Genomic DNA, 26,940 nt, shown 5'->3' with positions numbered 1-26,940 from the left:
CCTAGCGATGACCCATCTGGCTCCAACGTAATCAATCCGCGCCTGCTGTGAACGCGAGACCGGTGAAAGAATCCGGTTTCATATGCGCGGTTCCGATGGAGCCTTCAGCGTTCCACCTCGCGCGCCAGCGTAAGACCGTCGGCCTCTTTCCTCGCAGCGATCAGCCAGTGCGGTGTGCGTTTGAACGGCGTCCCCGTCGACCCGGCCCTGTCCGTTTCGTCTGACCCGGCGCGGTCTCAGAAGGGGAAGAAAAGCGGGATGGTCAGTACCGCGACCACGGCGAAGATCACGTTCAGCGGAAGACCCACCTTGATGAAGTCGGCGAACTTGTAGCCCCCCGCGCCGTAGACAAACGTGTTCGTCTGATACCCGATCGGCGTCGCGAAACTGGCCGAGGCGGCGAACATCACCGCCATGATGAAGGGGCGCGGGTCGAAGCCGAGTTTGATGGCCAGTGCGATGGCGATCGGCCCGATGAGGACGGCGACTGCGTTGTTCGAAATCATCTCCGTCAGCGCGCTGGTCAGGACGTAGACCGTCGCCAGTATCGCAAGCGGACCGATGTCGCCCACGGCGCCGACCACGGCCTCGACGATTACGCGCGCGGTGCCGGTTTCCTCCAGCCCCATGGACAGGCCGAGCATGCCGAAGATCAGGAAGATTATGCGCCAGTCGATGGCCTCGAAGGCCTCCTCCGGGTCGACGCAGCGGGTCATCATCACCACGACGGCACCGATCACTGCGAGGCCTGCGATGGGCATGACGTCGAAGGCCGCGAGCGCCATCACGCCGAGGATCGTCGCAATCGCGATGGGCGCCTTGGAGCGGCGTTGCGGGCGTTCGGTGGGCAGCGACAGGTTGACGATGCCGCCGTCCTCGAGCAGCCGTTGGAGCGCCTCCGGCGGCCCTTCGAGGAGCAGTGTGTCGGCGAACTGCAGGCGCAGGTCCTGCAGATCCTCTCTGAAGTTCTGTTCCTGCCTATGCACGGCCATGAGGTAGACACCGTATTTCCGGCGCAGTTTCAGCCGCCGGATCGACCGGCCGCGCAGATGGGAGTTCGGACCGACGCTTGCCTCCATCGTGACGGTCCGGTCCACGGTCACCGGCTCGACATCGTGGCCCTCCCACTCGCGAAAGGAGACCTGGCCGTTTTCCTTCAACCCGAGGAGCTCTCCGGTTCCGGTCTTCAACACGAGGCGGTCGCCGACCTTGATGACGAGCTCGTTCATCGAGTGGCGCATGGAGACATCTCCCCTCAACACATCGAGAATCCGCGTCTCGGCCGTGTTGAATGGCAACTCCTTGAGCCTTTTGCCGACGTATTTCGATCCGTTCGGTATCAGCAATCGTGCAAAGAACCTGCGGTTGCTCTCCCGGCCGAGCAGGCTCGACAGAGAGGCGCGGTCGGGCAGGAGGAACCGACCGGCGAAGACCATGTAGGCCGTGCCCACAACGGCGAAAATCAGCCCGGGCAGAGTCATCTCGAACATGGTGATCGGCGGTTGCCCGGCCTTTTGTGCCACGCCGCTCATGAGGATGTTGGTCGAGGTGCCGACCAACGTCAGCGTGCCGCCGAAGATCGCCGAGAAGGACAACGGGATCAGCATCCGCGAGGGTGCGACGCCCACCGAGGCGGCCACCGAGATCATGATCGGCGTCAGCAGGATCACCACAGGCGTGTTGTTCATGAAGGCAGAGGCGGCAATGGTGCCGGCGGTCATCAGCAGCATGGCGCGCAGGAAGGAGCCGCGTGCCTGGCGCTTCAGCATATCGCCGATGGTGGTGAGTACCCCGGTCCGCTCCAGCGCGGCCGAGATGATGAACATCATTGCGATGGTGATCGGGGCAGAGGAACCGAAGACGGTCAGGAAGTCCTGCGTCTCAATGATTCCCGTCGCGAGGAGCGCCGCGGAGGCCGCGAGCGCCGTGACCTCGGGCGGATAAAACTCCTTGATAAAGCTTAGGAAGACGACGCCCAACAGCACGAGGACGAAGATCTGATCGAGGTTCATGGGAGGACACTCTCCAAGGCGATGCCACGTTGAGACACTAAGCGGGTATGGAAATCGCGTATTCAATGGGGAACTCACGGCGGCACATCTGCGGAGGACGCCGTGGGTTGCGTGTGGGCTCCATGCGGCTCACGCTGGGCGCTGGCCTGGGTATGGAAGCGCCACGCGTTCAGCGGGCAGGGGGAGGGGCGTTTGCGTTGGGGGAATGCTGGGCTCTGTTGCGGTTGCTCAGTCCTCCCGTATCGGTCCGTTCCGCCCCGGCAGAACTGCGGGCGTTTGATGCGGCGCTGTCGCGAGGCCGTCACCGCAACCGACTGAACTGGTTCTTCACGCGCCGGATCGGGATCGAGGATTCGATCGAGGCTACGCCGGGGACTTTGGTCAGGGTGCCGGTCAGGAATGTCTCGAATTCGGTCAGGTCCGCGACTGCGACACGCAGCATGTAATCGAAGCTGCCGGTCATCAGCCAGCAATCGACGATCTCGGAGCAATTCCGAACGTTCCGCTCGAACTCTTCGAGGTGGCTGTCGATCTGCTTGTCGAGGCGGACAGAGACAAAGACGCTGAAGCCGAATCCCATCTTCGCCTCGTCGATCCGGGCGCTGTAGCCGAGGATGTAACCGGCTTCCTCAAGTTTTCGGATGCGGCGCGCGCAGGGCGATGGGGAGAGCCCCACGCGTTCGCCGAGATCGTGATGCGACTGCCGCGCATCGTCCTGAAGGTGTCGGAGAATCTTCGTGTCGATGTCGTCCATTGTTCCGATCCAATCGCGCTTAAATCAGGCGTCATCATGACGGATCGTGAAGGATTTGTGCAAGATATGTTGGAATTGGCGAGACATTTGGTGCCTCAGGCCTGGATCCCTGACGTATCCTTGCGTCAACGGGAGGTTCCAATGGCTGACGAACGCGCACATCTCAAGACCATCGAACAACGCCTGCTCTGGTTGTCGCACTGGATGATCCACACCGCGAACCATCTGCGTCCGAAGGTCGACGGAATCAAGGTCGGGGGCCATCAGGCGTCGTCGGCGTCGATGGTTTCCATCATGACAGCGCTTTATTTCTCGGCGCTGCGGCCGGAAGACCGTGTCGCGGTCAAACCCCATGCATCGCCGGTGTTCCATGCGATCCAATACCTCATGGGGCGCCAGACGCGGGAGCGGATGGAGGCCTTCCGGGGGTTCGGCGGCGTTCAAAGTTATCCGTCACGGACCAAGGATACAGAAGATGTCGATTTTTCGACGGGTTCGGTTGGTCTCGGCGTCGCGATGACGAGTTTTGCGTCGATTGTCCAAGACTATGTCACTGCAAAACCCTGGGGGCGGGATGTGCCGCTGGGGCGGATGGTGGCGCTGGTCGGGGATGCGGAGCTTGACGAGGGCAATGTCTACGAGGCGCTTCAGGAAGGCTGGAAAAACGACCTGCGAAACTGCTGGTGGATTATCGATTACAATCGCCAGTCGCTCGACGGGATCGTGCGCGAGGGGCTTTTCGACCGTATCGAGAAGATCTTCGGGGCTTTTGGGTGGGAGATCGTGCGCGTCAAGTACGGCGCGCTGCAGCGAGCGGCCTTTGCCGAACCGGGTGGCGACAAGCTGCGGGCATGGATCGATAGCTGTTCCAACCAGGATTACGCGGCGCTTACGTTCATGGGCGGCGCAGTCTGGCGCAAACGGCTGATGGACGACCTTGGAGATCAGGGTGCGGTCGCCGACCTGATCTCCCGCCGCTCGGATGCGGATCTTTCCGCGTTGATGGAAAACCTCGGCGGCAACTGCGTGGAAACGATGGCGAACGCTTTTGCCGCCGTCGACCACGACAGGCCCACCTGTTTTCTTGCCTACACGATTAAGGGGTGGGGCACGCCGATCGCGGGTCACAAGGACAACCACGGCGGCTTGATGAACAAGACCCAGATGGCAGAATGGCAGCGCCATATGGGCGTGCCGGAAGGGGAGGAATGGGAGCCGTTTGCGACCGTCGAGGACCCGGCCGCGCTGCGTGAATTTCTTGCGGACGTGCCATTCTTTGCCGATCGGCGACGGCGCCTCTCGGACCGAAAGCTACCATCCCCCGGCATTTCGATTGCACCGGATCGGGACGTGTCGACCCAGACTGCCTTCGGCCGCATTCTGGACGCCCTGGCCAAAGGCGACTCGGACTTGGCTGACCGGATCGTGACGACCTCGCCGGACGTCACGGGAACCACCTCCCTCGGGCCGTGGGTCAACCGGCGCAAGCTCTTCGCGCGCAAGAGCATGGCCGACGGCTTCATCGAGCACCGCATCCCGTCGACCGCCAAGTGGGAGTTTTCGCCGGAGGGACAGCATATCGAGTTGGGAATCGCCGAGATGAACCTTTTCCTGACGCTCGGCGCGGCAGGGCTCTCGCGCAGCCTCTTTGGAAAGCGGTTAATCCCGATTGGCACGGTCTACGATCCGTTCGTTCATCGCGGTCTCGATGCACTCAATTATGCGTGCTACCAGGGGGCGCGGTTCATGATTGTCGGCACGCCCTCCGGCGTGACCCTGGCGCCCGAGGGCGGCGCGCATCAGTCCATCGGGACGCCGCTGACCGGCTTGGCCCAGGATGGGCTTGCAAGCTTCGAACCCGCCTTTGGCGATGAACTCGCCGTCATCATGGAATGGGCGTTCGATTATATGCAGCGCGACGGCGGTGGCGACCCGGACGAACGCACCTGGCTTCGCGACGAGACGGGCGGGGCCGTGTACCTGCGGCTCACGACGAAGCCGCTGGAGCAGCCGGGCAAACGGGCCGACGATGCATTCCGGCAGGGGGCCATTGACGGAGGCTACTGGTTGCGCCCGCCGGGCCCGAACTGCGACGTGGTGATCGCGTATCAAGGCGCCGTCGCTGACGAGGCCATTGCCGCGGCCGGACGGATTGCCGAACGGCGGCGCGACATCGGTGTTCTCGCCGTGACCTCGGCCGACCGCCTCAATGCAGGCTGGACCGCCGCCCAGCGGGAGCGGGCGCGGGGCAACGCCGAGGCGAAGAGCCATGTCGAGCGTCTCCTGGGAGGGCTGCCGCGCACCTGTAGTTTGGTGACGGTCCTTGACGGACACCCGGCGACGTTAGCGTGGCTGGGGGCGGTTGCGGGACACCGCACGATCTCACACGGGGTCGAGCATTTCGGCCAGACCGGCACCATTGGTGACCTCTACCGGCATTTCAGGATCGACCGTGCGGCGTTGGTCCAGTCGGTAAACGAACTTACGGCGGGGCGGCCGGTCGTGTGCGCCTGACGCGCTCACCCCGGCAGGAGCGACATCAGGCGATCCGTGTCCATCGCTTGGCAGATGCCGTTGGCGGGCCGGGCAAGCGGCACGTCTTCTGCTGCGCACAGCGCGTTCAGCACGGCCTCGTCCACCGCTTCGACCGCAGCCAGGTAGAATGAGTCCAGGTGTTCGTCGTTGAGGCAGGTCATCTGCCGCCAGGGACCGGAGAGCTGCGGCAGAGGCATCTCGTTCGCGGTGGAAAAGGCGAGGAAGATGTCGCCGGAATTGTTGCCGCCCGGCGTTCCCGCCCGGCCGATCCCGATGGCAGCGCGGCGCGCCAGGCGCTCCAACTGGCCAGGAATGAGCGGAAGGTCCGTGGCGAGGATCACGATGATCGAGCCGCGTTCCGTCACCATGTCGGCGATGCGGTGTTCCGTCATCACCTCGCCGACCCGCCGCCCCGCCACCGTCAACCAGGGCCGCAGCCCGTGGTTCGCCTGAACCAGCGCACCGAGCGTGAACGCTTTCCCCTCCACGTCCACCTGGCGGGACGCGGTGCCGGTCCCGCCCTTGAACTCGTAGCAGATCATGCCGGCTCCACCGCCGGAATTGCCCTCGCGCACCGGCCCGGAACGGGCGACATCGATCGCGGTGCGCGCATGGGCTTCGGTCACGTGCAGCCCGTTGATATCGTTCAGTACCCCGTCATAGGTTTCGGCCACCACCGGCATGGCCCATAGGTGGTTCCGCTCCCAGGTCGTGCCATACGTCTCGATCATCCAACGCACGGCAGCCGTGTGACAGGGGCCGATTGCGTGGGAGTTCGAGATCAGGATTGGCCCAATCAACCAGCCGCCGTCCCGGACCCAATGCGCCCCGGTCATTTCGCCATTGCCGTTCAGGCTGAATTGGCCGGCCCAGACGGGTTTCGGCTCCGGATCGTGCCCGCGCGGCAGGATCGCTGTCACGCCGGTCTGCACCTGAATGCCGCGTGTCGCAAGCTTCGGCTCGCGCGACGACAGAAGCTCCATTGCTCCGACCTCGACTCCGGGAACGTCGGTAATGGCATTCAGCGTGCCGGGCGTGCCGGGCAGTGGCACGCCGAGGTCCCTGGCGCGCGGTTTCGTCTGTTGGGTCATTGTATTATTTCTGTCGTCTGGATCTGAGGTAGAGGCCCACACCCGCGATCACCAAGGTGAAGAGCAGCATGAGCGTGGCAATGGCGTTGATCTCGGGTTTGATGCCGCGGCGGAGCATGCCCCAGATGTGGATGGGCAACGTCGTGTTCCCAGTTCCGGCAATGAAGTAGGTGATGACCAGGTCGTCCATCGAGATGATGAAAGCCAGCAGCCACCCGCCCAGGATCCCCGGCGCGATGCCCGGGAGCGTTACCTTCCTGAACGTCTGCGCCGGCGTGGCGCCAAGGTCTGCCGAGGCTTCCTCGACGCTGGTGTCGAATTCCGCAAGCCGCGCGGAGACGGTGACGAACACGTAGGAAATCAGGAAGGTCGACTGACCGATGATGATCGTCATGATCGACAGATTCATGCCGATGGAAATGAAGAAGATAAGCAGAGCGATGCCCAGAACGATGTCCGGCATGATCATCGGCACCATCAGCAATGTCCGGTAGATTCCGGCGAGCCGGAACCTGTATCGCGCGACGGCCAGCGCCAGCGCGGTCCCGAAGACGGTCGACAGGATCGACGTCGAGAACGCAACCGTCAGGCTGGTGCGGATCGCGGCATAGAGCTGGGCCGAACTGTCGACGTAGGTCGTGCTGTCGGTGATCGAAGTCTCGAAGCCGAAGATCTGTCGGTACCAATCGAGGGTGAACCCGCTCCAGATCATCATGTTCAGGGTATTTGCGTTGAACGAGTAGACCACCATCAGGAAGATCGGCGCGTAGACGAACACAAAGAACATCAGGCCGTAGACGGTGAGAAGGCGGCGCAGCATCAGGCGTGCTCCCCTCTGCGGGTGAGGCGGAGTTGTACGATCAGAAGCACCAGCACGGCAGTCATGACCATCATCGCCAGCGCTGAGCCGAAGGGCCAGTTGCGGGCGGAAAGGAATTGCTGCTCGATCAGGTTGCCGATCATCAGAACCTTTGCGCCCCCGAGAACGGAAGGGACGATGAAGTTCCCGAGCGCCGGGATGAAGGTGATGATCGAGCCACCAATGATGCCTGGCATGGTCGCGGGCAGCACCACTTTTCGGAAGGTCTGGAGCCGCGTCGCACCGAGATCGGACGAAGCTTCAAGCTGTGCCATGTCCAGTTTCTCGATCGAACTGTAGAGCGGCAGGAACATGAAGGGGATGAAGACGTAGGTCATCCCGAGAACCACGGCGAAATCGGTGTAGAGAAACTCGATTGGTTCGGAGGTCAGGCCGATGCCCATCAGGCCCTGGTTCAGGAAGCCAGTGGGCCGCAGGATCAGCACCCAGGCGAACAGGCGCACGATCAAGCTGACGAAGAACGGAAGTGTCACGAGAAAAATAGCGAAATCGCGTCGTCCCGGGCGCATCCGGCTGATCCAGAAAGCAGCGGGGTAGCTGACGATCAGGCTCGTTGCGACAGTCAGCGTTGCCAGGCGGAGCGAGCGAAGGAAAATCGCCAGGTAGACCGGATCGAACTTCTCGTACCGTGTATCGGCCCAGCCCAGGATGCGGCCGTAGTTGAGGTGTGAGAAGATCCAGTCAACGCCGCCATAGATGCCGGGGGTCAGGAAGCTGTAGACCAGCATTATGACCAGTGGGCCAAAGAAGAAGATCAGCAGAAACACCGTCGGTGCGCCGAGCAGCCCGAGAAGATGCAGAAGCTTTCGCCTGGTGAGGCTCATGGCGCGACCTCGTCGATCAGATGCAGGCCGGTCGCTGACGCGTGCAACGTAACCTCGCGCCCGATCTCGGGCACAGTGCCGTTCGCGCGGATCACGGCCCGGATGGTGCCGAAGGCCAGGGTCTCCAGCTCGATCTGGTGGTCTTTGCCCGAGTAATAGGTCTCGCGGATCCGGCCGGTGAAGGAGAGTTTCGGTCCCTCCGGCACGGCGAAACCAAGCGACTCTGGACGCAACAGCAACGTCGCCTCCCCGGCGGCACGCGGTGCGTCGAAGGTCTGGCCGTCGGAGAGCCGCGCCTGTGATCCGTCAAGGGTCGCCCGCAGAAGGTTGCTCTCCCCGAGGAAATCCGCAGTGAAGAGGTTTGCAGGCCGCTGGTACAGCACAGAGGGCGGTTCGACCTGCTGAATCTGCCCATGTGCGAGGACGGCGATGCGGTCGGACATCGTCAACGCCTCCTCCTGATCGTGTGTGACGAAGACGAAGCCGATACCCAACTCGCGCTGAATCGTCTTCAGTTCATGCTGCATCTTCTGCCGCAGGTTCTTGTCGAGCGCTGACAGGGGTTCGTCCAGGAGCAGTAACTTTGGCTTGCCCGCCAGCGCCCGCGCAAGCGCCACGCGTTGTTGCTGGCCGCCGGAAAGTTGCGAGATCGACCGTTTTTCCATCCCAGTCAAACCGACGAGTTCCAGCATCTCGCCGACACGGGTGCGAATTTCGCGTTTGTCCCGGCCGGCAATCTCAAGCGCGTAGCCAACATTCCGCGCCACATTCATATGGTCGAATAGCGCATAGCGCTGGAACACCGTGTTCACGGGCCGGCGATGCGCGGGCGTCTGGGTCATGGCAATGCCGTCGATCACGACATCCCCGTCATCAAGCGTCTCGAAGCCGCTGATGGTGCGCAGCAGGGTTGTTTTCCCGCAGCCGGACGGGCCCAGAAGCGTGACAAATTCCGCCGTTGCGAGCCTCAGCGAAATGCCGTCGAGCGCAATCAGGCGACCGCCTTCGGGCGTGCGAAAGGCCTTGCGGGCGTTGATGATTTCAAGGTGTGAGGGCATGGCATCCGGTCCTGGAACCGGGCGGCGGACCGCCCGGACCTGGGCGGGACCGCGGTCCCGCCAGATCGATCACTGCGCGGTTTTGATCCGCGTCCATTCGGAATTGTAGAGCTGCAGGTCGCGGCCCAGATCCTCGAAGATCTGCAATTTGTCCATGACGTCCTGGGCCGGGTAGATGGTTTCGTTGGAGGCGATCTCGTCGGGGATCATTTCCTGCGCCGCCACATTGGGCGTCCCGTTCATCTGCTGCTCCACGTTGAGCGCCGCGATCTCGGGCCGCAGGTAGAACTCCATGAACTTCACGGCGTTTTCCTTGTGGGGCGCGGAGGCAAGGACGCAGATGTCCTCCTGGTACATTGTCGCGCCTTCTTCGGGGATGATGTAGCCGATCGTGTCAGGGTTTTCGGACACGTTGAGGTTTGCTCCCACGTACCAATGGGCGGCGGCCACGTCGCCCGAGATCACTTGCGGCACGGAGTCGTAGGTGAACGCTGTGACGCCATCGAGGTGGGAGATGACGTAGTCCGCTGCGGCCTCGACCTCCGCCGGATCGGTCGAATTGACGGACTTCCCGGTCATGATCAGGCCAATCCCGATCGTCTCGCGCAGATCGTCGAGGAGGGTGATTTTCTTGCCCTCCTTTCCAAGGGCAAAGAAGTCTTCCCAGCCCTTTATGTCGCCGGCCAGGTCCTTGTTGTAGACGATGCCCACATTGCCCCAGGCGTAGGGCAGGCAGTATTCGGCATTCGGGTCGGTCGCGGCGCGGACGAACTGCGGATCGATGTTCTCGAAGCCCGGAGCGCTGCCGATGTCTGTCTTCGCCAAGAGGCCGAGTTGAAACATGATGTCGTGCATGTGCACGGATGGGAAGACGATGTCGTAGCCGGTGGCGCCGGCCTGAATCTTCGCCAGCATCTCCTCGTTGGAGCCGTAGCTGTCGAGAGTAACCTCGATACCGGTCTCCTCGGTGAATTTCTCCAACACCGCCGGATTGATGTAATCCCCCCAATTGTAGAGCGAAAGTTGCTCCTGTGCCGCTCCTGCCAGCGGGGCAAGAGAGGTGGTCAGAACGAGGGCCGTGGCCAAGGAAAGACGGTTCGGATTCATTGGATGGTGATCTCCCGGTCAGCTTGTCGAGTGGTTTTTCCTTGAGTCGAATTGATGTTCTGATACTGTCATTTCGGTCAAATGTTATTTTTCTGTCATGTAGGAATCCCGCATGTCTCAGGGTTTTGCCTCCTATGCCAAGGCTCCGCTCGATGAGTTCGTGGGCAAAATGAAAAAAGGGCTGCCGGGTTTGCCCAAACAGGAGGCGAAAGTTGCACAGTACTTTTTACTGAATCTGGACGCGATCTCCTTCGAGACGGGCAAATCCATCGCGCAGAAGGCGGGAGTCGCGGAGATCACGGTCGGGCGGATGCTGCGTCGGTTCGGGTGCGCCGGGATGAAGGAGTTCAAGGCGATGCTGCGCCATCGCTATTCGGTTGTCGGGCAAGCCTTCGCCGACGCGGAGGCGGAACTCCCCGCGGACTGGCAAGAGCAGATGAATGCCGAACTGCGTGCTGTCCGGACGGTCTATGGCAAGATGAACACGCCCGCCTTTCAGGCGGCGGAGCGGTACCTGCGCGAGGCCAGCGAGATCTACGTCACGGGCTTCCAGACCGTCCGCGGGCTTGCAGAAGACACAACCCGCAGGCTCGCGCTTGCCAGGCCGCGCGTGAGGTTCCTGTCAGGCCACGACAGCATGCTCTCGGAATGGCTCGACCCGCATACCGAGGGCGATAGCTGCGTGCTCATCATCGACATAATCCCGTACGCCGCAGAATCCGAAGCATTGGCGCGACTGGCGCGGGAGCAGGGCCGGTCCGTCATCGTCGTGACGGATGAATATTGCCACTGGGCCCATGACGTGACGGACGCTGTCATCAATACCCCGTCGAAGACCGGGCTATTTCTGGAGTCCATCCTTGGTCTCAATGCTGCCACGAGCCTGCTCGTCCATTCCGCAACCGTTGGAACCAAGCACGACGTCAACCAGCGGATGCGGGACTGGAGGCGGCTTACAAACCGAATGCGCCTGTTCTGAGAGTAAGCGCCCCGTGGGCTGGCGCCGCCCCGGTCTCTCGACCGCCACAAAGCGCGCTTCGGATTTCCGCCGCATTTGAGAACACGCCTGCCTCCATGGCGGAGGTTCAGAGACGGCGATCTTCCCCGCTTTGAGCAGCAAAGGTGCTCGCCCCGCGACCTGACATTTCCCGCCTTTCCATGGATAGGAAAGGACGACCGCTTTCAGCGGGGTCTTTTTGAAAAGGGTCGAGAATGGCAGTGCAATTGGGAGCGCGAAAGAACCGCACCAGATCCCTGGCGTACTGTAGGAAAACCTAAAATCTCATGGTAATTTTGCAGCATATTTAAGTAACGTCTTCCGGTGCGACCTTGAGCGAAGTTCCCCATGGTTTTGAGCGGGCGTATCCCTGTTGCCGGGAACGAATTGGGAGATCGGACCATGGCCATATTCGACGGGTATCTCGGCTACAGGATGTGGGACATCCCGACGGCCAAGGGTATTGTCACCTATGCTGAAAACGATGGGATCATCGTCGAAAACAGCAGCCACAGCTTCATCTACTACGGGTCGTTCTCCTATGACGTTTATGGAAATGTTTATGGGACGATGACAGGGTACCAAGAGTACTTCGGTAATTCTTTGGTCGTGGAGGTGTCCGGGTTCCGTGTGAATGCCTCTTGGGCCCAAAGCGCTGTTGAGACCGGGAATATCGACATTCTGTTCGCCGCAATCGGATCCGGGAACGACAAAGTCTATGGCTCGGATTATGCTGACGACCTTGCCGGATTCTCCGGCAGAGACCAAATTTTCGGATACCGCGGCAATGACGTCATCTTCGGTGATGGCGGAAACGACGAACTCAATGGTGGCGCCGGCAACGATCAGCTGTTTGGCGGGGCCGGGTGGGATTTCCTGATTGGAGGCTCGGGCGCCGACTACCTTCACGGGGGCGCCGGCGACGACCTCGCAGGCTATTACTTCGCCACCAGCGGAGTCAGGGCGGACCTCAAAAACCCGTGGGCCAATACCGGTGACGCGCGTGGAGACAAATACGTCTCGATCGAGAGCCTCGGCGGGTCCAACTATGGGGACGTTCTCGCCGGGAATAATGGCGCCAACACTATCTATGGAAACGGCGGTGGGGATTTCCTGTTAGGGCGAGGTGGCAACGATCGGCTTTTCGGTTACGCCGGCGCAGACGTATTGAAGGGCGGCGCAGGCCGGGACAGGTTGGTCGGCCACGGCGGATACGACACGTTGGTCGGCAATGGCGGGGCCGACACGCTGTTTGGCAACGGCGGCAACGATGTTCTCAGGGGCGGCGCCGGGGCTGATCGGTTCGCCTTCAGGCAGGGCGACGGGCATGACGTCATCAAGGATTTCCAAGACGGGGTTGATGTGATCGACATCGGCCGCGGTGCCAGTCGGTTCGGTCAACTGGACATCAGCAGGTCCGGGTCGGACACCGTCGTCGAATTTTCGGACGTGTCGATAACGCTGGAAGATATCAGACCGGGCCACATCGATCACGCGGACTTCCTGTTCTAGCGGAGCACCCCGACGTCCGTAGACGTCGGACGGCCCCGCTCCGTTGCGCGGGGCCAAGCCCTGAATCCGGGCAACTGGTTTCGGGCCCCAATTTCGTGTATGCTGTTGGGGCGCGACCAAAAAACATCCATGTGCTTGAGTGCCGGCTGAGCCCCAAGGGGGGCGGCCCGTCGGGAACGTGTTCTCATCTCCCATTCCAGCAGACCAGGGGCAGGCTCTTCCAGTGCGATCAGCAACCGACGGGTGGTGTCGGCTATGCCGCCGTCATGTCGGGCGGCATGTATCACACGGAGGGACAAATGACTGCACAATCACCCAGCGAACTGCGTGACCTGGTCCGGGGGCAAGTGATTACGCCGGAGGATGCCGAATACGAGGGTGCCAGGAAGGTGCACAACGGCATGATCGACAAGCGCCCGGCCGTGATCGTCCGGGCGGCGAACACGGGCGATGTGATAACCACGGTGCGCTATGCCCGCGAAACGGGCCTCGACCTTGCCGTACGCGGCGGCGGCCACAGCGGGCCGGGGTTCGGCACCTGCGACGGCGGCGTGGTCTGCGACCTGTCGATGATGCGCGGTGTGCGCGTCGATCCGGGCGCGAAGACGGCGCGAGCCGGGGGCGGGACCACCTGGGGCGACTTCAACGCCGCCACCCATGCCTTCGGGCTGGCGACGACCGGGGGACTGATCTCCACCACGGGGATTGCCGGCCTGACACTCGGCGGCGGCGTGGGATACCTGACACGCGGGTGCGGGCTGTCGCTGGACAACCTGATCTCGGCGGACGTGGTGACCGCCGACGGCGAGATGCTCATCGCCAGCGAAACGGAGAACGCCGACCTCTTCTGGGCGATCCGGGGCGGCGGGGGCAACTTCGGCGTTTGCACGTCGCTGAAATACCGGCTCCAGCCGATCGGTACGGTCTATTGGGGGCCGATGTTCTACGAGATCGAGGAGGCCGAAAATATCCTGAAGTTCTTCGACGACTACATCACCGACGCCCCGCGGGACATGGGCGCCTTTCCGGCGTTCCAGATCGCGCCGCCGCTGCCGTTCATTCCGGAGGACCGGCACGGCGACATGTTCGCTGCCATCGTTGCCTGCTGGTCCGGCGACCCGGAGGAGGGCGAGCGGCAGTTCAAGGCGTTCCACGACGTCGCGGAGGTGAAGGCCGAGCACGTCGGCCCGGTGCCCTATCCGGCGATCAACATGGCCTTCGACGGGCTGTTCCCGACGGGCACGCGACAGTATTGGAAGGGGAACTTCGTCCAGGATCTGAACGACGAGGCGATTGCCGTGCACGCCGCGCACGGGGCGAAGGCGCCGACGGTGAGTTCCACGATGCACCTGTATCCGGTGAACGGCGCCTGTCACGACGTGGCGCCGGACGCGACCGCCTACGGGCACCGGGACGCCAAGTACTCCATGGTCATCATTTCGGGCTCGGACAATCCAGCCGACGATGCGCCCAACAAGGCGTGGGTCCGCGACTATGCCGATGCGATTGCGCCCTATTCGGAGGCCGGCGGGTACATCAACTTCATGGATGCCGATGACAGCGGGCGGACCACGGCCAACTTCGGTGCCAACCATGACCGTCTGGTACAGATCAAGCGGAAGTACGACCCGGACAACGTCTTCCACCTGAACCAGAACATCGTGCCCTGAGCGGTGTGCGCGCCGTCCGGGGCGGAACGTACCGCCCCGGACGGCGCAGATTCGTGGCTGTGCCGGGCAATGATGACCCGCCTAACATGGGTTTGTGGCGGGTGGAGGGAGCGTCCATCGTCACAGATCCCGCCGGAATCGGGGCTTTGTTCACGGGGAGTGGAAATTACTCTTTCAGATTTGACTTATCGGAGAGTCACACGAACTATTAATGCGTATTACGGCCGCTGGGCGGCATTGGTGAGTGGTTTGGTGACATGTTCAAGAAAACGATTTTCAAATATGGTGCGGCTTCCGTCTTTCTCGCGGTCGCCATTGCGGGGCCAGGCTGGGCGAAGCCCAACGTCAGTTTCTCCGCACTCGATCCCGGGCCTGTGCGGCCGCTGAAGGTGGCCGCGACGCCCGCGAAGCGCCCCGTCGTCGAGCCTGAGCAGATCGAAATCACCACAGACGGTGCAATGGCGCTGCAGAGCGACCGCCCGTTCGTGGAACTGTCGATCGCCAACCCGGAGGTCGCCGACATCTCCACCATCTCGGAGACGCTGGTCTATGTGCTGGGCAAGCGGCCGGGAAGCACGACCATGATGATGCTGGGCGAGGGGGGCGAGCTGATGCGTATCGTCCACGTTCGCGTTTCGCCCGACATCACCGAGCTGAAGGCGCGGCTTGCCGAGCTGCTGCCGGGGGAGGAGATCGACGCCTTCACCGCCAATGACGGGATCATCCTTCTGGGGTCCGTCGGCAGCGACGCCAACATGCGCCGCGCGGTGGAACTGGCCGGGCATTATGCGCCGGGGCAGATCTCCAACCTGTTGACGGTGAAGCAGGTCGAGGCGCCCGCCGCGGATTTCGACGGGTTCCGGGGACAACTGCGCAGCCTGCTCCCCGGGCAGGAGATCGCTGTGGAGACGGTGAATGGCGGTATCATCCTTTCCGGCGCGGTCGAGTCCGCCACGGTGGTGCAGAATGCCGTCAAGCTGGCTGAAAGCTACGCGCCCGGGCAGGTCACGTCGTTCCTGACCGTGACGGAGGCGCCCAGGCCCGTGCCGGACGCCGGGTTGCTGCAGGCCAAGCTGACAGAGATCCTGCCGGAGGAGGCCATCGACGTGCATCTGATCGGCGGGTCAGTCGTGCTGTCGGGCGAGGTCAGCTCGCAGGACAGCCTGCAGCAGGCGCTGCAGGTGGCGCGGATCGTCTGCGACGGCGCGACGATTTCCAACATGCTGACGGTGGAGAAGAGCCGGGCCTGCGTCGTGCGGACCCGCAAGGGCGGAGACCTGGTCGAGACGGCCATTCCCTGCCGGGCGCAACCCAAGCGCGTCTCCGCACGCGCCGCGACGGGCGTGCCGCTGGGGCAGACCGTCGGGGACGAGGCGCTGGCGCCGGTGGCGTCGCCGACGCCGGCCGACCGGGCGCTCGCGGGCAACCCGTGAGGTTGGCGGACCGCGCCCGCTTCCGGGCGGCGCGGTGCGGGACGTTGCCGGAACCGCCCATGACGTATTGAATCGGCAGGCCTCCTGACGGAGAGTGGCTATCGACACCGGAGACACAGCCGGCAGATCGGAAGACACATGCCGAAACGATTCAGACTCCGCAGCCGGGATGCCGCTGCCGCCGAGGGAATGCCCGAGTCCCTCCTGCCGGTGGTGTGGCTGTTGGGAAAGACCGGCGCGGGGAAGACCTCGCTGGTGCGCGCCCTGACCGAGCAGACCGACGCCGAGATCGGCAACGGGTTCCAGCCCTGCACCCGCTCGGCCAAGAGCTACGACTTTCCCCCCGATGGGCCACTCGTCCGGTTCCTCGACACGCGCGGACTGGGCGAGGCCGGTTACGACCCCGCCGATGATCTGGCGGAGTGCCTCGACCGCAGCCACGTGGTGCTGGTGGTGTGCCGGCTCGACGATCCGGTGCAGGGCGATGTGGCGGATGCGCTGGCCGACGTCGCGCGGCAGGACAAGCGGATGCGGGCGATCCTCGTTCTGACGGGGGAGGATTTGCTCCCCGACGAAAGCGCGCGGGACCGGGCCCGGCGCACGATCACCGCGCGGATGAACCGGGCGGCGGGGCGGGACCTTCCCGTCGCGACGGTCACCTTCGTGCCCGGCGGGGGACCGCAGCCGGAGGGGCTTGAGGATCTGCGCCGCCTGCTGCTGGACGCGCTGCCGGCGGCGGGGCTTCTGCTGGCCGCGGATCACGCGGCGACGGCGGAGGAGGCGGCGTTCCAAGCCGTTCGCCGGCGCGTGCTGTTCTATGCAGGGCTCGCGGGATCGACAGACGTGGCGCCTGTGTTCGGGGCGGTATCGGTGCCGGCCACGCAGATTGCGATGCTGCGGGAGTTGGGGCAGCGCTATGACATGCCCTGGAACCGCAAGACCTCCGCCGCCTTCCTGGGGGCCTTCGGGATCGGGATGGGGGCGCGGTTCACGGCGAGCTACGGGTTGCGCCAGCTTGCCAAGCTGATCCCGGTTTACGGCCAGACCATCGGCGCGGCCGCCGCGGGCTCCGTCAGCTTCGCGACGACCTATGCGTTGGGGCGGGCGGCGGCGTATTTCCTTTATACCTACGCCTCCGGCAATGCGCCGAGCGAGGCCGACCTGCGCAAGATCTACACCCGCGCGTTCGACAGATCGTCCCCCGATGAAACTGACTGAACGCCTCCGTCCCGCGTTGCTGCGGTGGGATCGTTTGCTCGCCGTCACCGCGCTGGCGCTGCCGTTGCTGGTGACGATGGTGGCGGGGTTCGCCTGGATGGTGGAGCGCGGATGGCTCATCGCCTTCATCGTGGCGTCGATCGGCCTTGGCGGGGTGGTGAGCCTGATCCGGATGGCCATCGCGTGGTGGCGCCGTCGGCAGAGCGACGATGCCGCCCGCCCGCCGACCGCCCTTCACGCGCGGATCAACCCGGACTGGTCGGCCGACGAGCGGAAAGCGTTCGACGCCGCGCGCGGGTTCATCGACGAGAAGACCGCCACGCCGCTGCCGTGGGAGGACCTTCGGCCGGCGGCGGAGGAGGTGGTTCGGCGGGTCGCGCAGGCATCGGGCAAGCACGGCAAGGGCCTTTTGAATTTCACGGTCCCGGAGGCGCTGCTGCTGATCGACCGGGTCTCCGTTCGGCTGCGGGCCGACATCCGGGATCACGTTCCCTTTGCCGACAGCATCTCCGTCGGCACGCTATTCTGGCTGTGGGAACACCGCGAAGCCGCCCGGCGGCTCAAGACGCATGGGCACACCGCCTGGCGGGTGTTCCGCGCCTTCAAGTCCCTGCCGGTCGCCATCCTGCGCGAGATCGAGGGGGCGATCGCGGAGGGGCATGCGTCCTTCATCAGCAACGAGGGCACGGCCATCGTGCAGGGCCTCCTGCTGGAGGAGGTGGCGGCAGCTGCGGTGGAGCTCTATTCCGGGCGGCTGCGGTTTTCGGATGCCGAACTGCTCGAGTTGCGACTTGCGGCGGGGGAGGAGGACCGTGCCCGCCTCGCCGCACCGGACCGGCCGCTTCGCATCGCCGTATCGGGGCAGGTCAGTGCCGGAAAGTCGAGCCTGATCAACGCGCTGCTTGGGGCTGACCTGGCAGAAACGGATGTGATTCCGACCACGGATCGGCCGCAGACCTACACGACGGAGTTCGACGGCATCGCGACGATGCTGCTGGACATGCCGGGGCTCGACGGCTCGAAGCGGGTGGCGGAGGCGGTGCATGCCGACTTGCGGAGCGCGGACATGGTGCTCTGGACGGTCCGCGCCAACCGCCCCGCGCGGGAGATCGACCGCGCCGCCATCGAAGGGTTCCGCGCCTATTTCGAGCAGAAGCCGGAGCGGCGGATGCCGCCGCTGATCGTGGTTATCACCTGCATCGACGAAATCCTGGCAGGGTGGCCGTACCCGGAGAACCTGCTGACCGACGAGGCCATGGCGGTGGTGACCGACATCGTGGCGGCAGTCTCGGCGGACATCGGGGGCGCGTCGGCCCATCCGGTGCCGGTGGTGCTCACGGAGCCCGACTGGAACGTCGACCGGCTGCGTGACCGCATCGACGGGCAGGTGAGCGAGGCGCTGATGGCGCAGCGGAACCGCCTGCGGGTTGAGACCCGCACGGGCGGGGTCCGCAAGGAGGCGTCGCGTGCGCGGCGGGGCCTGAGCCAGGGATTCGCGATATTCGGAGGCACGCGGCCCAGGCCGGATGACGCGGGGGAGGGCGGCTGAGGGCGCAGGGGTACGGCCCCGGCGTCAGCCCTATTTGCGCCAGGCGAAGCCGTCGCAAGGTGCGTCCAGCAGGCCAGTGAGTTCCTCGTCCAGCGCCATGAGGGTGATCGATGCGCCTGCCATGTCGAGCGCGGTGAAGTAGTGGCCGAGCAGCGTGGTATGGACGTCCACCGATCTGGCGGACAGGCGGTGCGTGAGGCGCCGGTTCAGGATCATCAGTTCCAGCATCGGCGTCGCGCCCAGCGAATTGACCAGCACCGCCACGCGTGCGCCGGGGGCGAGGCGCATTTCCTCGAAGATGCGGTCGCAGATCTGGTCCACCACGCGGTCCGCGGTCTGAAGCCGCACGCGGGTGACGCCGGGTTCGCCGTGGATGCCGACGCCGAATTCCATGTCGGTCTGGCCGATGCTGAAGCTGGGCCGCTGGGTGTCGGGCGTGGAACAGGGCTCCAGCGCGACGCCGATGGTGTGGCAGGCGGCGTTGGCCTTGCGGGCGAGGCGTTCGCAGTCCTCCAGCGGCAGCATCCGGGCGCTGGCGGCGCCGGCGACCTTGAAGACGAAAACGTTACCCGCGGTGCCCCGCCGCGCGGCGCGATCCTCCGCCCCGGAGGAGGCGATGTCGTCCGTGGTCAGCACGGTGCGCGTCTGGATGCCCTCGGCGGCTGCGAGGTCGGCGGCCATGTCGAAGTTCATCACGTCGCCGGTGTAATTGCCGTAGATGTAGAGCACGCCCGCGCCGCGGTGCGCATCGCGGGTGCAGCTCAGGATCCGGTCCGGCGGTGGGGAGGCGAACACGTTGCCGAGGGCGACGGCGTCGGCCAGACCCGGCCCGACGAAGCCCGCGAAGCCGGGCTCGTGGCCCGCGCCGCCGCCGATCACAACGCCGACCTTTCCCTCCGGCTTTGCCGCGCGCGAGCGGAGCGCCCGCAGGCTGCCGCCAATGGGCTCGATGTGGTCGGGGAAGGCGGCGAGGGCGCCCTCGAGTGCCTCCGTCACGGCATCCTTGGGCTGGTTGATGAACTTCTTGATGCGGGTGCGGGCGAGGGCCTGCTGGGGGGGCTCGGCCGCGCGCCGGCGCGGGGCAAGGGTGTCGAGTTCCACCCCTTCGGCCCGCAGGATGCCTTCGCCGGTGGCGGAATCGGTGATAAGCGTGGTCACATAGCCGCCCCGCAGCGCGGCGAGGATCGGCGGCACCTTGTCGAAGCCGCCGGCCACGAGGACGCGGGTGGGAACGCTGCGCAACTGGTCGAGGTCGATGCCCATGGTTCGGTCCGCCAGGGGGCCGGAGAGGCCGGCGCCCTGGTCGTCGATAAACCGCCCGGCCAGCGAGCCGACAGCGGTGCCGTAGGCGCCGTGCCGTTGCAGGGAGCTGTCGAAGAAGCCGCTGGAGTGAACGGTGGAATTGGGCCGCAGGGAGGAGATGCCGAAGAGGATGCAGGTGACCCGTTCGAGGTTCTGCATTTGCTCGGCGATGACGGGCTCCCGCAGGAGGATCTTGCGGGCCTCGGGGGAGGAGACGATGGCGGGGGCGGAGATCGGCACGAAGCGGGCGCCGAGGCTCTCAGCGAGCCGTGTCGCGCAGGCTTCCGGGGTGTAGGTGATCGCGGCGGTCGTGCCGCCGGTCGCCTGCACGACGATCACGTCCGACAGGTGGCAATCCCGGACCGCGTTGGCGAGGGCCAGCATGGTGCGCCCCCAGGTGATCGCCACCGTGTCGCCGGAGTGGAGCAGGTCGGGCAGGGACTGCGCGGCGGCAGCGCCGAGCCGGTCGATCAGCGACCGCTGGCCACCTTCGGCCGGGACGATCAGGCAGTCGCCGATGCCGAAATGGGCCTCGATCGCGCGCGCGATGGTGACGGAGCGGAGCTTGTCGCCGGAAATCGAGATGTTGACGATGCCGCGCGCCCGGGCGTCCGCGAGATAGGCGTTCACCGTGGGCCGGGAGGCGCCCATCTGGTCGGCGATCTCGCTTTGGGTCAGCCCTTCTTCGTAATAAAGCCAGCTTGCCCAGAGGAGCGGGTCGTCTCCGAAGCGGAGCGGCGGGCGCGACGCGCGAACGTCCCGCTTGCGGGGCGGAGCCATCAGGCCGGGTCCTCTTCGATCTCCGCGAAGGCGCCGATGATGAGAGCGGCGGACACCGCCCCCGGATCGGGGTGGCCGAGGCTGCGTTCCTTCAGGCGGGCGGCGCGGCCTCGGGAGGCGACCATGCTGGCGGTGGTGTCGGCGCCCTTGCGGGCGGCGGCGGCCGCCGCCTCGGCGACCTCGCGGGCACTTGCGCCCCCGGCGGCGGCGTTTCGGGCGGCCTGGGTTGCGGGAACCCACGCATCCAGCATCGTCTTGTCCCCTGGCTGGGCCTGCCCGCGCATCCCGATCCCGGCCGCGAATTGCGCCAGGAGGTCTCCCAGGCGGTCGCGCTCCAGGGGGCCATCTTCCAGCAGCGCAGCGCCCTGGAGCAGCGCGGTGGCGTAGAGTGGGCCGACGGTGGCGCCGACCTCTCCGATGAAGGCCGACGCCGCCTCCCTCAACAGGAGAGCCGGCGTCGCCGTGTCGGCGGGAACCTCGCGCAGGCGCGCGTCGATGGCGGCGAAGCCGTTGGCCATGGAGGTTCCGTGATCCCCGTCGCCTATCTCCCCGTCGAGCGAGCACAGCTCCTGCCGGCGCGCTTCGAGGCGGTCGGCAGCGAGCTTGAAGAAGGAGAGGAGATAGGCGTTATCGATCTTGGACATGCTCCTTGATGCACGAAGGGTTCCGCCGTTCGCAAGCGCTCAGGCGAGCCGGTTGCCGATACTGTCGGCAAAGCAGCCGAGGATCATGGCGCAGGATGTCGCGCCGGCGTCCAGCACACCGCGCGAGCGTTCGCCCAGGCGGGAGGAGCGGCCGACCTTGGCCACCATGTCGATGGTGCTGTCCCGCCCTTCGGCGGCGGCGGCCTTCATCGCCTGGAGCGCCTCGGCGAAGCTCTTGCCCTCCGCCGTCGCGGCGTCGAACGTCTCCACAGCCGGGGAGAACGCGTCCAGCAGGGTCTTGTCGCCCACCTTGGCGGAGCCGATGTCCTGCACGCCTTCCAGCCCGGCGCGGATCATCTTGCCGAAAGCCTCCGCGTCGATCTGCTCGGCGCCTTCAATGCTGTCGGCCATATCCGAGAACATCATGCCGTAAAGCGGACCCATGGAGCCGCCGATCTCCGACATCAGCACATCGGAGAGGACCTGCATGGCCTCGTCCAGCGTGCCAGCCGGGTCCAGCCGGTCCGCTGCACGCCCGAAGCCTTTGGCCATGTTGACGCCGTGGTCGCCGTCGCCGATCTTGCCGTCGATCTCGGACAGATAGGCCTTGTTGTCGACGATGGCGGTGGCGATCTCGGAGACGATCGCGCCCGCGCCCTTATTGTCGATTGCCTGCATTGTCTTTTCTCCTGTTCAGAAGCCGGGACAGGCCGTTTCCGCATCGAGAAGCGGCTTGAGCTCATCGTCGAGCGCCATGATCGTCAGGCTAGCGCCGACCATCTCCAGCGAGGTGAAATAGTTGCCGACCAGCGCTTTGTAGACCTTCAGCCCGCGCGCCTCGATCTGGGCGGCCACGCGGTCGTAGAGCACGTAGAGCTCGTTAATCGGCGTGGCGCCGAGCCCGGAGATCAGCACGGCCACCTCGGTGCCCTCGGGCAGGTTGTGGTCGTCCAGCACGATCTCCGTCATGTCGTCGGCGACCTCGTTGGCCGTCTTGAGATCCTCGACCCGCGTTCCGGGCTCGCCGTGGTGGCCGATGCCGACCTCCATCTTGCCAGGCTCGATCTGGAAGTTCGGGTGGCCCACCGCGGGCAACGTGCAGGGGCCGAGGCCCACGCCCACCGACCGGCAATTGTCGATCGCCTTCTGGGCGGCGGCAATCACCTCCTCCAGAGAGGCGCCGGTCGCGGCCTTGGCGCCGCCGATCTTCCACATCAGGATTTCGCCGGCGACGCCGCGCCGCTTTTCGCGCTCATCGGCGGGTGCGGAGCAGACGTCATCGTTCGCGACGACGGTGGCGACTTCGATCCCGTCCTTCTTGGCCTTCTTGGCGGCCATCTTCACGTTCATGTTGTCGCCCGCGTAGTTGCCGTAGAGCACGGCCACGCCGGCGCCGCCGTCAGCGGCCTTGATCGCGTCCTGGAAGCTCTTGGCCGTTGGCGAGGAGAAGAGTTCGCCCACCGCCACGGCATCGACCATGTTCTTGCCGGTGTAGCCGATGAAGGCAGGTTCGTGGCCCGAGCCGCCGCCGGTCACGATGCCCACGCGGCCCTCTTTGGGCGCGAACTGCGAGACGACGACGCGGGCATTCTCGGGGTCGAGGCGGACCAGGTCCGAGTGCGCGCGCACGAAGCCCGCAACCGTTTCATCGACGATGTCGTCGGGGTCGTTCAAAAAACGCTGCATAGTCATGTCCTTACCTGGTCCTGTCGCCGCCATTCATGAGGCGGTCGGCGCCCTTGGCACGCCGGCCGCGGTGAGGGCGCTGAAAGCTGCCGCTGCAGCCCCATCGCCGGAGTGCTTGTGGAGGCCGCGCGTCCTGCAGCGGTTCGGGGGTCTGATCCTCCCAGACGTCCCGCAGCGCTGGCTCCGCGTCTCCCTGAGCGCAGTCATCGCGGCTTTTCTGACTTTTGTCAATGCGACCTTTAATTTTGTACGGTATAACAAGAATATATTTTAAAACAATGACATAAGTATTTTTGCCAGCGTCATTCCTGATGTGCCGGGTCGCGATCTGACAGCGACTCGAGCAAGGTGACGAACGAAATGTGTGGGACGGCGATGGGGTCGGATTGGCGCGACCGCACAGATCGCGGCCGCAGCGAGCGACGGTCATGGGGGGAGGTGGCCCCCGCCGTTTATGTGCGGCGGGGGTAGGGAGTGTGCTGGAAGAGGGCGCTCCCTCGCGCCCGGCGTGGGGCCTTGCGGCCTAGGCCGGCTGTTTTTCCCAGACGGCGTCCGGGTCGAGGGCGCGGGCGATAAGGCTGGAGAGGGAGGCCGTGGGCTCCGGGCGATGGTCGGGGGCGTCCATCCGCGCGAGTTTGCGGCCGAGGTTGACCGCGTTGCGGGTCGCGCCGGTGTCGGCGATGCCCTTGCCCGCGATGTCGTAGGCGGTGCCATGCGCCGGGGTGACGATGGGGAAGGGATAGTTGGCGATCAGGGTTACCCCCCGGTCGAAGCCGATCAGCTTCATCGCGATCTGGCCCTGGTCGTGATACATCGTCATGACCGCGTCGAACTCGCCCCGGGTGGCGCGCACGAAGACCGTGTCCGACGGTACCGGCCCGGTCACTGCAAGCTGCTTGGCCCGCGCCCGGTCGATGGCGGGCTGAATAATGTCTTCGTCCTCGGTGCCGAAGTTGCGCCCGTCCCCGGCATGGGGGTTGAGCGCCGCCACGCCGATCCGCGGCCGTTCGAAGCCGGCGCCGCGCATGACCTTGTCGGTCAGCAGCAGGCTCTCGTAGACGCGGTCTTCCGTGATGCGGAACGCAACCTCGGAGAGCGGAATGTGGGAGGTCACGCGGGCGTTCCAGACCTCGTCCAGCACGTTGAACTCCCGCCCGCTTTCCGCGGGGTGGATGGTGGCGTCGACGAAACCGATCTCGTCCACGTAGTCGGGCTGGGCCAGCCGCATGCCGTGCTTGTTGAAGGGCGTGAAGAAGACGACGCCCGCATGGCCCGCATTCGCTGCCAGCAGCGCGGCGCGGAAGTTCTGCACGGAAGCTAGGCCCGCCGCCGGGCTGGCCTCACCCACGGGCACGGCGGACGGGTCGCAGTTGCCGAGGTCCACCAGGAAACTGCCTTCCGGCAGGTCCGTGTCCAGCGCGTCGCGCGTCACTACGGGCAGGTCCAGCGTCACGCCGGCCGCCTCAGCGCCGCGCTCCAGCACGCGACGGTCGCCCAGCACCATCAGGTCGCCCGTGTTGGCCTCCGGGTCGGCAATCACCTTGGCCGCAAGCTCCGGGCTGATCCCGCCTGCGTCTCCGATCGCCATGGCCACTCTGATGCTGTTCATGATGGTGTTCCGTATCTGTTGAAGCCCGTCGCCGTCCGGGCGGCCGGGGTATGGTGTACGATCAATGCCCGCTGTGTGCGACCGCTCCGGGTGCCGCAGCTGCGCCATTCCTGCCGGCCAACCGCGGCCGGGCAGGGGGAGCGCCCCTCTGCGGTCAGGGCTCGGCGCGGTTGGGCGCCGGCCGGTCCATCGGTTGCAACCATCACGCTCACTCCTCCCGAATCGCGCGCTGCAGGCAGGTCCGAAGATCGTATAACACCATCGAAAACCAAATTGCATACAGAATTCAGAGCACAGTATTGACAGGGATCGGGGCCACCGATAAGTATGGCCTCAGGAGTAGGGAGGAGTACGCGAGTTGGCGTCCGCAGCGGATTTACCGTCGGGCACACCGCACAGGATCGAGCGGCAATCGCTGCACGAGGCGATCCTGACGCGTTTGCGCGACATGATCATCGAGGGCGATCTGACGCCCGGAACGCGGATCAACGAAGGCGCGATCGGCGCGCAGTTCGGCGTATCGCGAACCCCCTTGCGTGAAGCGATCAAGTACCTCGCGAGCGAAGGGCTGGTGGAGCTTGTCCCCAGCCGGGGCGCGGTGGTGAAGAAGTTCACCGCGAAAGAAGTACGCGACATGCTGGACGTGGTCCGCACGCTGGAGGAGCACGCCGCCGTCAGCGCCTGTGCGGTTGCGACGGACGAGGCGGTTGCCGGCATTCGCGCGCTTCACGACGAGATGGTCGCGGCCTACGAGCACGGCGAGCGGCGTACGTACTACAAGCTGAATCAGGAAATCCACACACGGTTGGTCGAACTGGCCGACAACGCGGCGCTGTCGGACGTGCACGCGATGTTGCAGACCCGCCTGAAACGCATTCGGTACGTCGGCCATGAGGGAGAGGAAAAGTGGGCGAAGGCAGTTGGGGAACATGTCGAGATGATCGAGGCGCTGGAGGCGCGTGACGCCGACCGGCTCGTCGATGTTGTCCATCGGCACCTGACAAAGGCCTGGGAGCGGGTGAAGGACTCGCTGGAAACGTAGGGGAGGCGTCCCGGCCCGGGCGGATGCCCGATCACCCGATCCGCACGCGCTCCCCTTTCGGACGGGCGCAATGACCGGGGCCGAGGGGCTGCATCAATCACCGGCATGACCGATCGGTCAGGGCTTTCCGTCGTCCGGCGGGAGACGGAGGCGCGCGCCGTATCAATCCGAGACCCCACGGCGGCGGGACCGCCTGGGAAAACCTTTAAAGAGGAGGAAACGAAATGAAACATGTCATCAAGGGGCTTTCGACGAGCGCACTGGTCGCCGCCGTCTCTGTCTGCGCGCTGCCGTCGTTTGCGGACACGTATATCGTTGCGGTCGGGGCCGCGTCGAACAGCCTGCAAGGGCGCAGCGGGGCCAAGTTTGCGGAGGACCTGCAAGCGAAACTTGGCGATGCGCATACCATCGAGTTCTATGCCGACGGACAGCTGGGCGATGAAAAGGAGCTGATGCAGAAGCTGCGGCTGGGCACCGTGCAGTTCACGCTGATCTCGTCGATCATGACCAACGTCGCGCCCGAATTCGCGATCTTCGAGATGCCGTTCCTGGTGCAGGACCGCGATCACCTGAAGGCCATCGACAAGGAGATCATCCAGCCCGTGCTCGCCCCCAAGGCGACGGAACAGGGGCTGCACGTGATCTCGACCTGGGAAAACGGCTTCCGCCAGATCACCAACAGCGTGCGCCCGATCAACACGCCTGCAGATCTCGACGGCCTGAAAATCCGGACGCCGTCCTCGGAATGGCGGGTGTCGATGTTCAAGGAGTGGGGGGCGAACCCGACGCCGATGTCGTTCTCGGAGGTCTTCGTCGCGCTGCAGACGGGCACAATGGACGGGCAGGAAAACCCGCTGACCAACATCGTCGGCGCGAACTTCCAGGAGGTTCAGAAGTACCTTAGCCTCACCGGCCACGTCTATTCCCCGACCTACCTGACCACCGGTGCGAATACCTGGGACAAGCTCCCCGACGACGTGAAATCGGCCGTCGACGAGATCGCCGCCGAGGTGCAGGACTGGGCCCTGAGCGAAGGCGAGGCGGCCGACAAGGCCCTGGTGGACAAGGTGCGCGACGCCGGTGTGGAGGTGAATGAGGCCGACAAGGCTGCCTTCATCGAAGCGTCCGCGCCGGTCTACAGCGCCTTTGCCGAGCAGGTGCCGGGCGGTGCCGACCTGGTGAAGCAAGCGCAAGACCTGGCCAAGTAAACTTAGACCCCTTTGCCGGCCGGGCGCCC

Annotated in this window: 21 protein-coding genes; 9 read left to right on the top strand and 12 right to left on the bottom strand. The window is 64.9% G+C overall.

All coding sequences use genetic code 11. From position 1 onward, the window contains the following. Nucleotides 1-236: 236 nt before the first annotated feature. A complete protein-coding gene (locus tag BM075_RS15755; protein WP_093361664.1) occupies nucleotides 237-2,012 on the bottom strand; it encodes an SLC13 family permease in 1,776 nt (591 codons plus the stop codon). A 301-nt stretch (nucleotides 2,013-2,313) separates the two neighbouring features. Further along, nucleotides 2,314-2,766 (bottom strand): Lrp/AsnC family transcriptional regulator, encoded by a 453-nt coding sequence (locus BM075_RS15750; protein ID WP_093361663.1) that lies wholly within the window; start codon nucleotides 2,764-2,766, stop codon nucleotides 2,314-2,316. A gap of 141 nt (nucleotides 2,767-2,907) precedes the next feature. Here BM075_RS15750 and BM075_RS15745 point away from each other — a divergent pair, with 141 nt between their 5' ends. Beyond that, a complete protein-coding gene (locus tag BM075_RS15745; RefSeq protein WP_093361662.1) occupies nucleotides 2,908-5,280 on the top strand; it encodes a 1-deoxy-D-xylulose-5-phosphate synthase N-terminal domain-containing protein in 2,373 nt (790 codons plus the stop codon). A 5-nt stretch (nucleotides 5,281-5,285) separates the two neighbouring features. Here BM075_RS15745 and BM075_RS15740 read toward each other — a convergent pair whose 3' ends face one another. The 5 genes from BM075_RS15740 to BM075_RS15720 form a co-directional block, all read right to left on the bottom strand. Then, nucleotides 5,286-6,392, bottom strand: coding sequence for a DmpA family aminopeptidase (locus BM075_RS15740; protein WP_093361661.1), 1,107 nt, complete (start codon nucleotides 6,390-6,392; stop codon nucleotides 5,286-5,288). Between the two features lie 4 nt (nucleotides 6,393-6,396). Next, nucleotides 6,397-7,212, bottom strand: a complete 816-nt coding sequence (locus tag BM075_RS15735; protein ID WP_093361660.1) for an ABC transporter permease — start codon at nucleotides 7,210-7,212, stop codon at nucleotides 6,397-6,399. After that, nucleotides 7,212-8,096: an ABC transporter permease gene (locus BM075_RS15730; RefSeq protein WP_093361659.1), complete on the bottom strand. Its 885-nt coding sequence runs from the start codon at nucleotides 8,094-8,096 to the stop codon at nucleotides 7,212-7,214. Before BM075_RS15730 ends, BM075_RS15735 begins: the two co-directional genes overlap by 1 nt. Next, nucleotides 8,093-9,154, bottom strand: a complete 1,062-nt coding sequence (locus tag BM075_RS15725; protein ID WP_093361658.1) for an ABC transporter ATP-binding protein — start codon at nucleotides 9,152-9,154, stop codon at nucleotides 8,093-8,095. Before BM075_RS15725 ends, BM075_RS15730 begins: the two co-directional genes overlap by 4 nt. A gap of 69 nt (nucleotides 9,155-9,223) precedes the next feature. Continuing rightward, entirely contained in the window at nucleotides 9,224-10,261 is a 1,038-nt protein-coding gene (locus tag BM075_RS15720) for an ABC transporter substrate-binding protein (protein WP_093361657.1), read from the bottom strand. A gap of 112 nt (nucleotides 10,262-10,373) precedes the next feature. Between BM075_RS15720 and BM075_RS15715 the strand changes: the two genes are divergently transcribed. The 6 genes from BM075_RS15715 (at nucleotide 10,374) to BM075_RS25035 (ending at nucleotide 18,640) form a co-directional block, all read left to right on the top strand. Beyond that, on the top strand, nucleotides 10,374-11,240 hold the full coding sequence (locus BM075_RS15715) for a MurR/RpiR family transcriptional regulator (RefSeq protein WP_093361656.1): 867 nt from the start codon (nucleotides 10,374-10,376) through the stop codon (nucleotides 11,238-11,240). Between the two features lie 420 nt (nucleotides 11,241-11,660). Then, nucleotides 11,661-12,770, top strand: coding sequence for a calcium-binding protein (locus BM075_RS15710; RefSeq protein WP_177208375.1), 1,110 nt, complete (start codon nucleotides 11,661-11,663; stop codon nucleotides 12,768-12,770). A 299-nt stretch (nucleotides 12,771-13,069) separates the two neighbouring features. Further along, nucleotides 13,070-14,440 carry an FAD-binding oxidoreductase gene (locus BM075_RS15705; protein WP_093361654.1) on the top strand — a complete coding sequence of 457 codons (1,371 nt, stop codon included), beginning with the start codon at nucleotides 13,070-13,072 and terminating at the stop codon, nucleotides 14,438-14,440. Between the two features lie 257 nt (nucleotides 14,441-14,697). Beyond that, the gene (locus BM075_RS15700) at nucleotides 14,698-15,873 is read left to right on the top strand and encodes a BON domain-containing protein (protein ID WP_093361653.1); all 1,176 of its coding nucleotides are present in this window, start codon (nucleotides 14,698-14,700) and stop codon (nucleotides 15,871-15,873) included. Between the two features lie 138 nt (nucleotides 15,874-16,011). Beyond that, nucleotides 16,012-17,091: a YcjF family protein gene (locus BM075_RS15695; protein WP_093361652.1), complete on the top strand. Its 1,080-nt coding sequence runs from the start codon at nucleotides 16,012-16,014 to the stop codon at nucleotides 17,089-17,091. Next, nucleotides 17,078-18,640 carry a GTPase family protein gene (locus BM075_RS25035; protein ID WP_281244956.1) on the top strand — a complete coding sequence of 521 codons (1,563 nt, stop codon included), beginning with the start codon at nucleotides 17,078-17,080 and terminating at the stop codon, nucleotides 18,638-18,640. Before BM075_RS15695 ends, BM075_RS25035 begins: the two co-directional genes overlap by 14 nt. A gap of 30 nt (nucleotides 18,641-18,670) precedes the next feature. Here BM075_RS25035 and BM075_RS15685 read toward each other — a convergent pair whose 3' ends face one another. The 5 genes from BM075_RS15685 to BM075_RS15660 form a co-directional block, all read right to left on the bottom strand. Continuing rightward, nucleotides 18,671-20,722: a bifunctional sugar-binding transcriptional regulator/dihydroxyacetone kinase subunit DhaK gene (locus BM075_RS15685; protein ID WP_093361650.1), complete on the bottom strand. Its 2,052-nt coding sequence runs from the start codon at nucleotides 20,720-20,722 to the stop codon at nucleotides 18,671-18,673. Then, the gene (gene dhaL, locus BM075_RS15680; RefSeq protein WP_093361649.1) at nucleotides 20,722-21,366 is read right to left on the bottom strand and encodes a dihydroxyacetone kinase subunit DhaL; all 645 of its coding nucleotides are present in this window, start codon (nucleotides 21,364-21,366) and stop codon (nucleotides 20,722-20,724) included. Before dhaL (BM075_RS15680) ends, BM075_RS15685 begins: the two co-directional genes overlap by 1 nt. A gap of 39 nt (nucleotides 21,367-21,405) precedes the next feature. Next, entirely contained in the window at nucleotides 21,406-22,044 is a 639-nt protein-coding gene (gene dhaL, locus BM075_RS15675; protein WP_093361648.1) for a dihydroxyacetone kinase subunit DhaL, read from the bottom strand. Between the two features lie 15 nt (nucleotides 22,045-22,059). Beyond that, nucleotides 22,060-23,052 carry a dihydroxyacetone kinase subunit DhaK gene (locus BM075_RS15670; protein ID WP_093361647.1) on the bottom strand — a complete coding sequence of 331 codons (993 nt, stop codon included), beginning with the start codon at nucleotides 23,050-23,052 and terminating at the stop codon, nucleotides 22,060-22,062. 523 nt (nucleotides 23,053-23,575) lie between these two features. Continuing rightward, the gene (locus BM075_RS15660) at nucleotides 23,576-24,661 is read right to left on the bottom strand and encodes a 4-hydroxythreonine-4-phosphate dehydrogenase PdxA (RefSeq protein WP_093361645.1); all 1,086 of its coding nucleotides are present in this window, start codon (nucleotides 24,659-24,661) and stop codon (nucleotides 23,576-23,578) included. Between the two features lie 358 nt (nucleotides 24,662-25,019). Between BM075_RS15660 and BM075_RS15655 the strand changes: the two genes are divergently transcribed. Both BM075_RS15655 and BM075_RS15650 read left to right on the top strand, forming a co-directional pair. Continuing rightward, nucleotides 25,020-25,703, top strand: a complete 684-nt coding sequence (locus BM075_RS15655; RefSeq protein ID WP_245758867.1) for a GntR family transcriptional regulator — start codon at nucleotides 25,020-25,022, stop codon at nucleotides 25,701-25,703. Between the two features lie 224 nt (nucleotides 25,704-25,927). Continuing rightward, the gene (locus BM075_RS15650; protein ID WP_093361644.1) at nucleotides 25,928-26,911 is read left to right on the top strand and encodes a TRAP transporter substrate-binding protein; all 984 of its coding nucleotides are present in this window, start codon (nucleotides 25,928-25,930) and stop codon (nucleotides 26,909-26,911) included. Nucleotides 26,912-26,940: the final 29 nt, after the last annotated feature.

The organism is Tropicimonas isoalkanivorans (genome assembly GCF_900112335.1).
GTDB classification, from domain to species: Bacteria; Pseudomonadota; Alphaproteobacteria; order Rhodobacterales; family Rhodobacteraceae; genus Tropicimonas; species Tropicimonas isoalkanivorans.
This window is presented reverse-complemented; position numbering and strand designations above follow the sequence as displayed.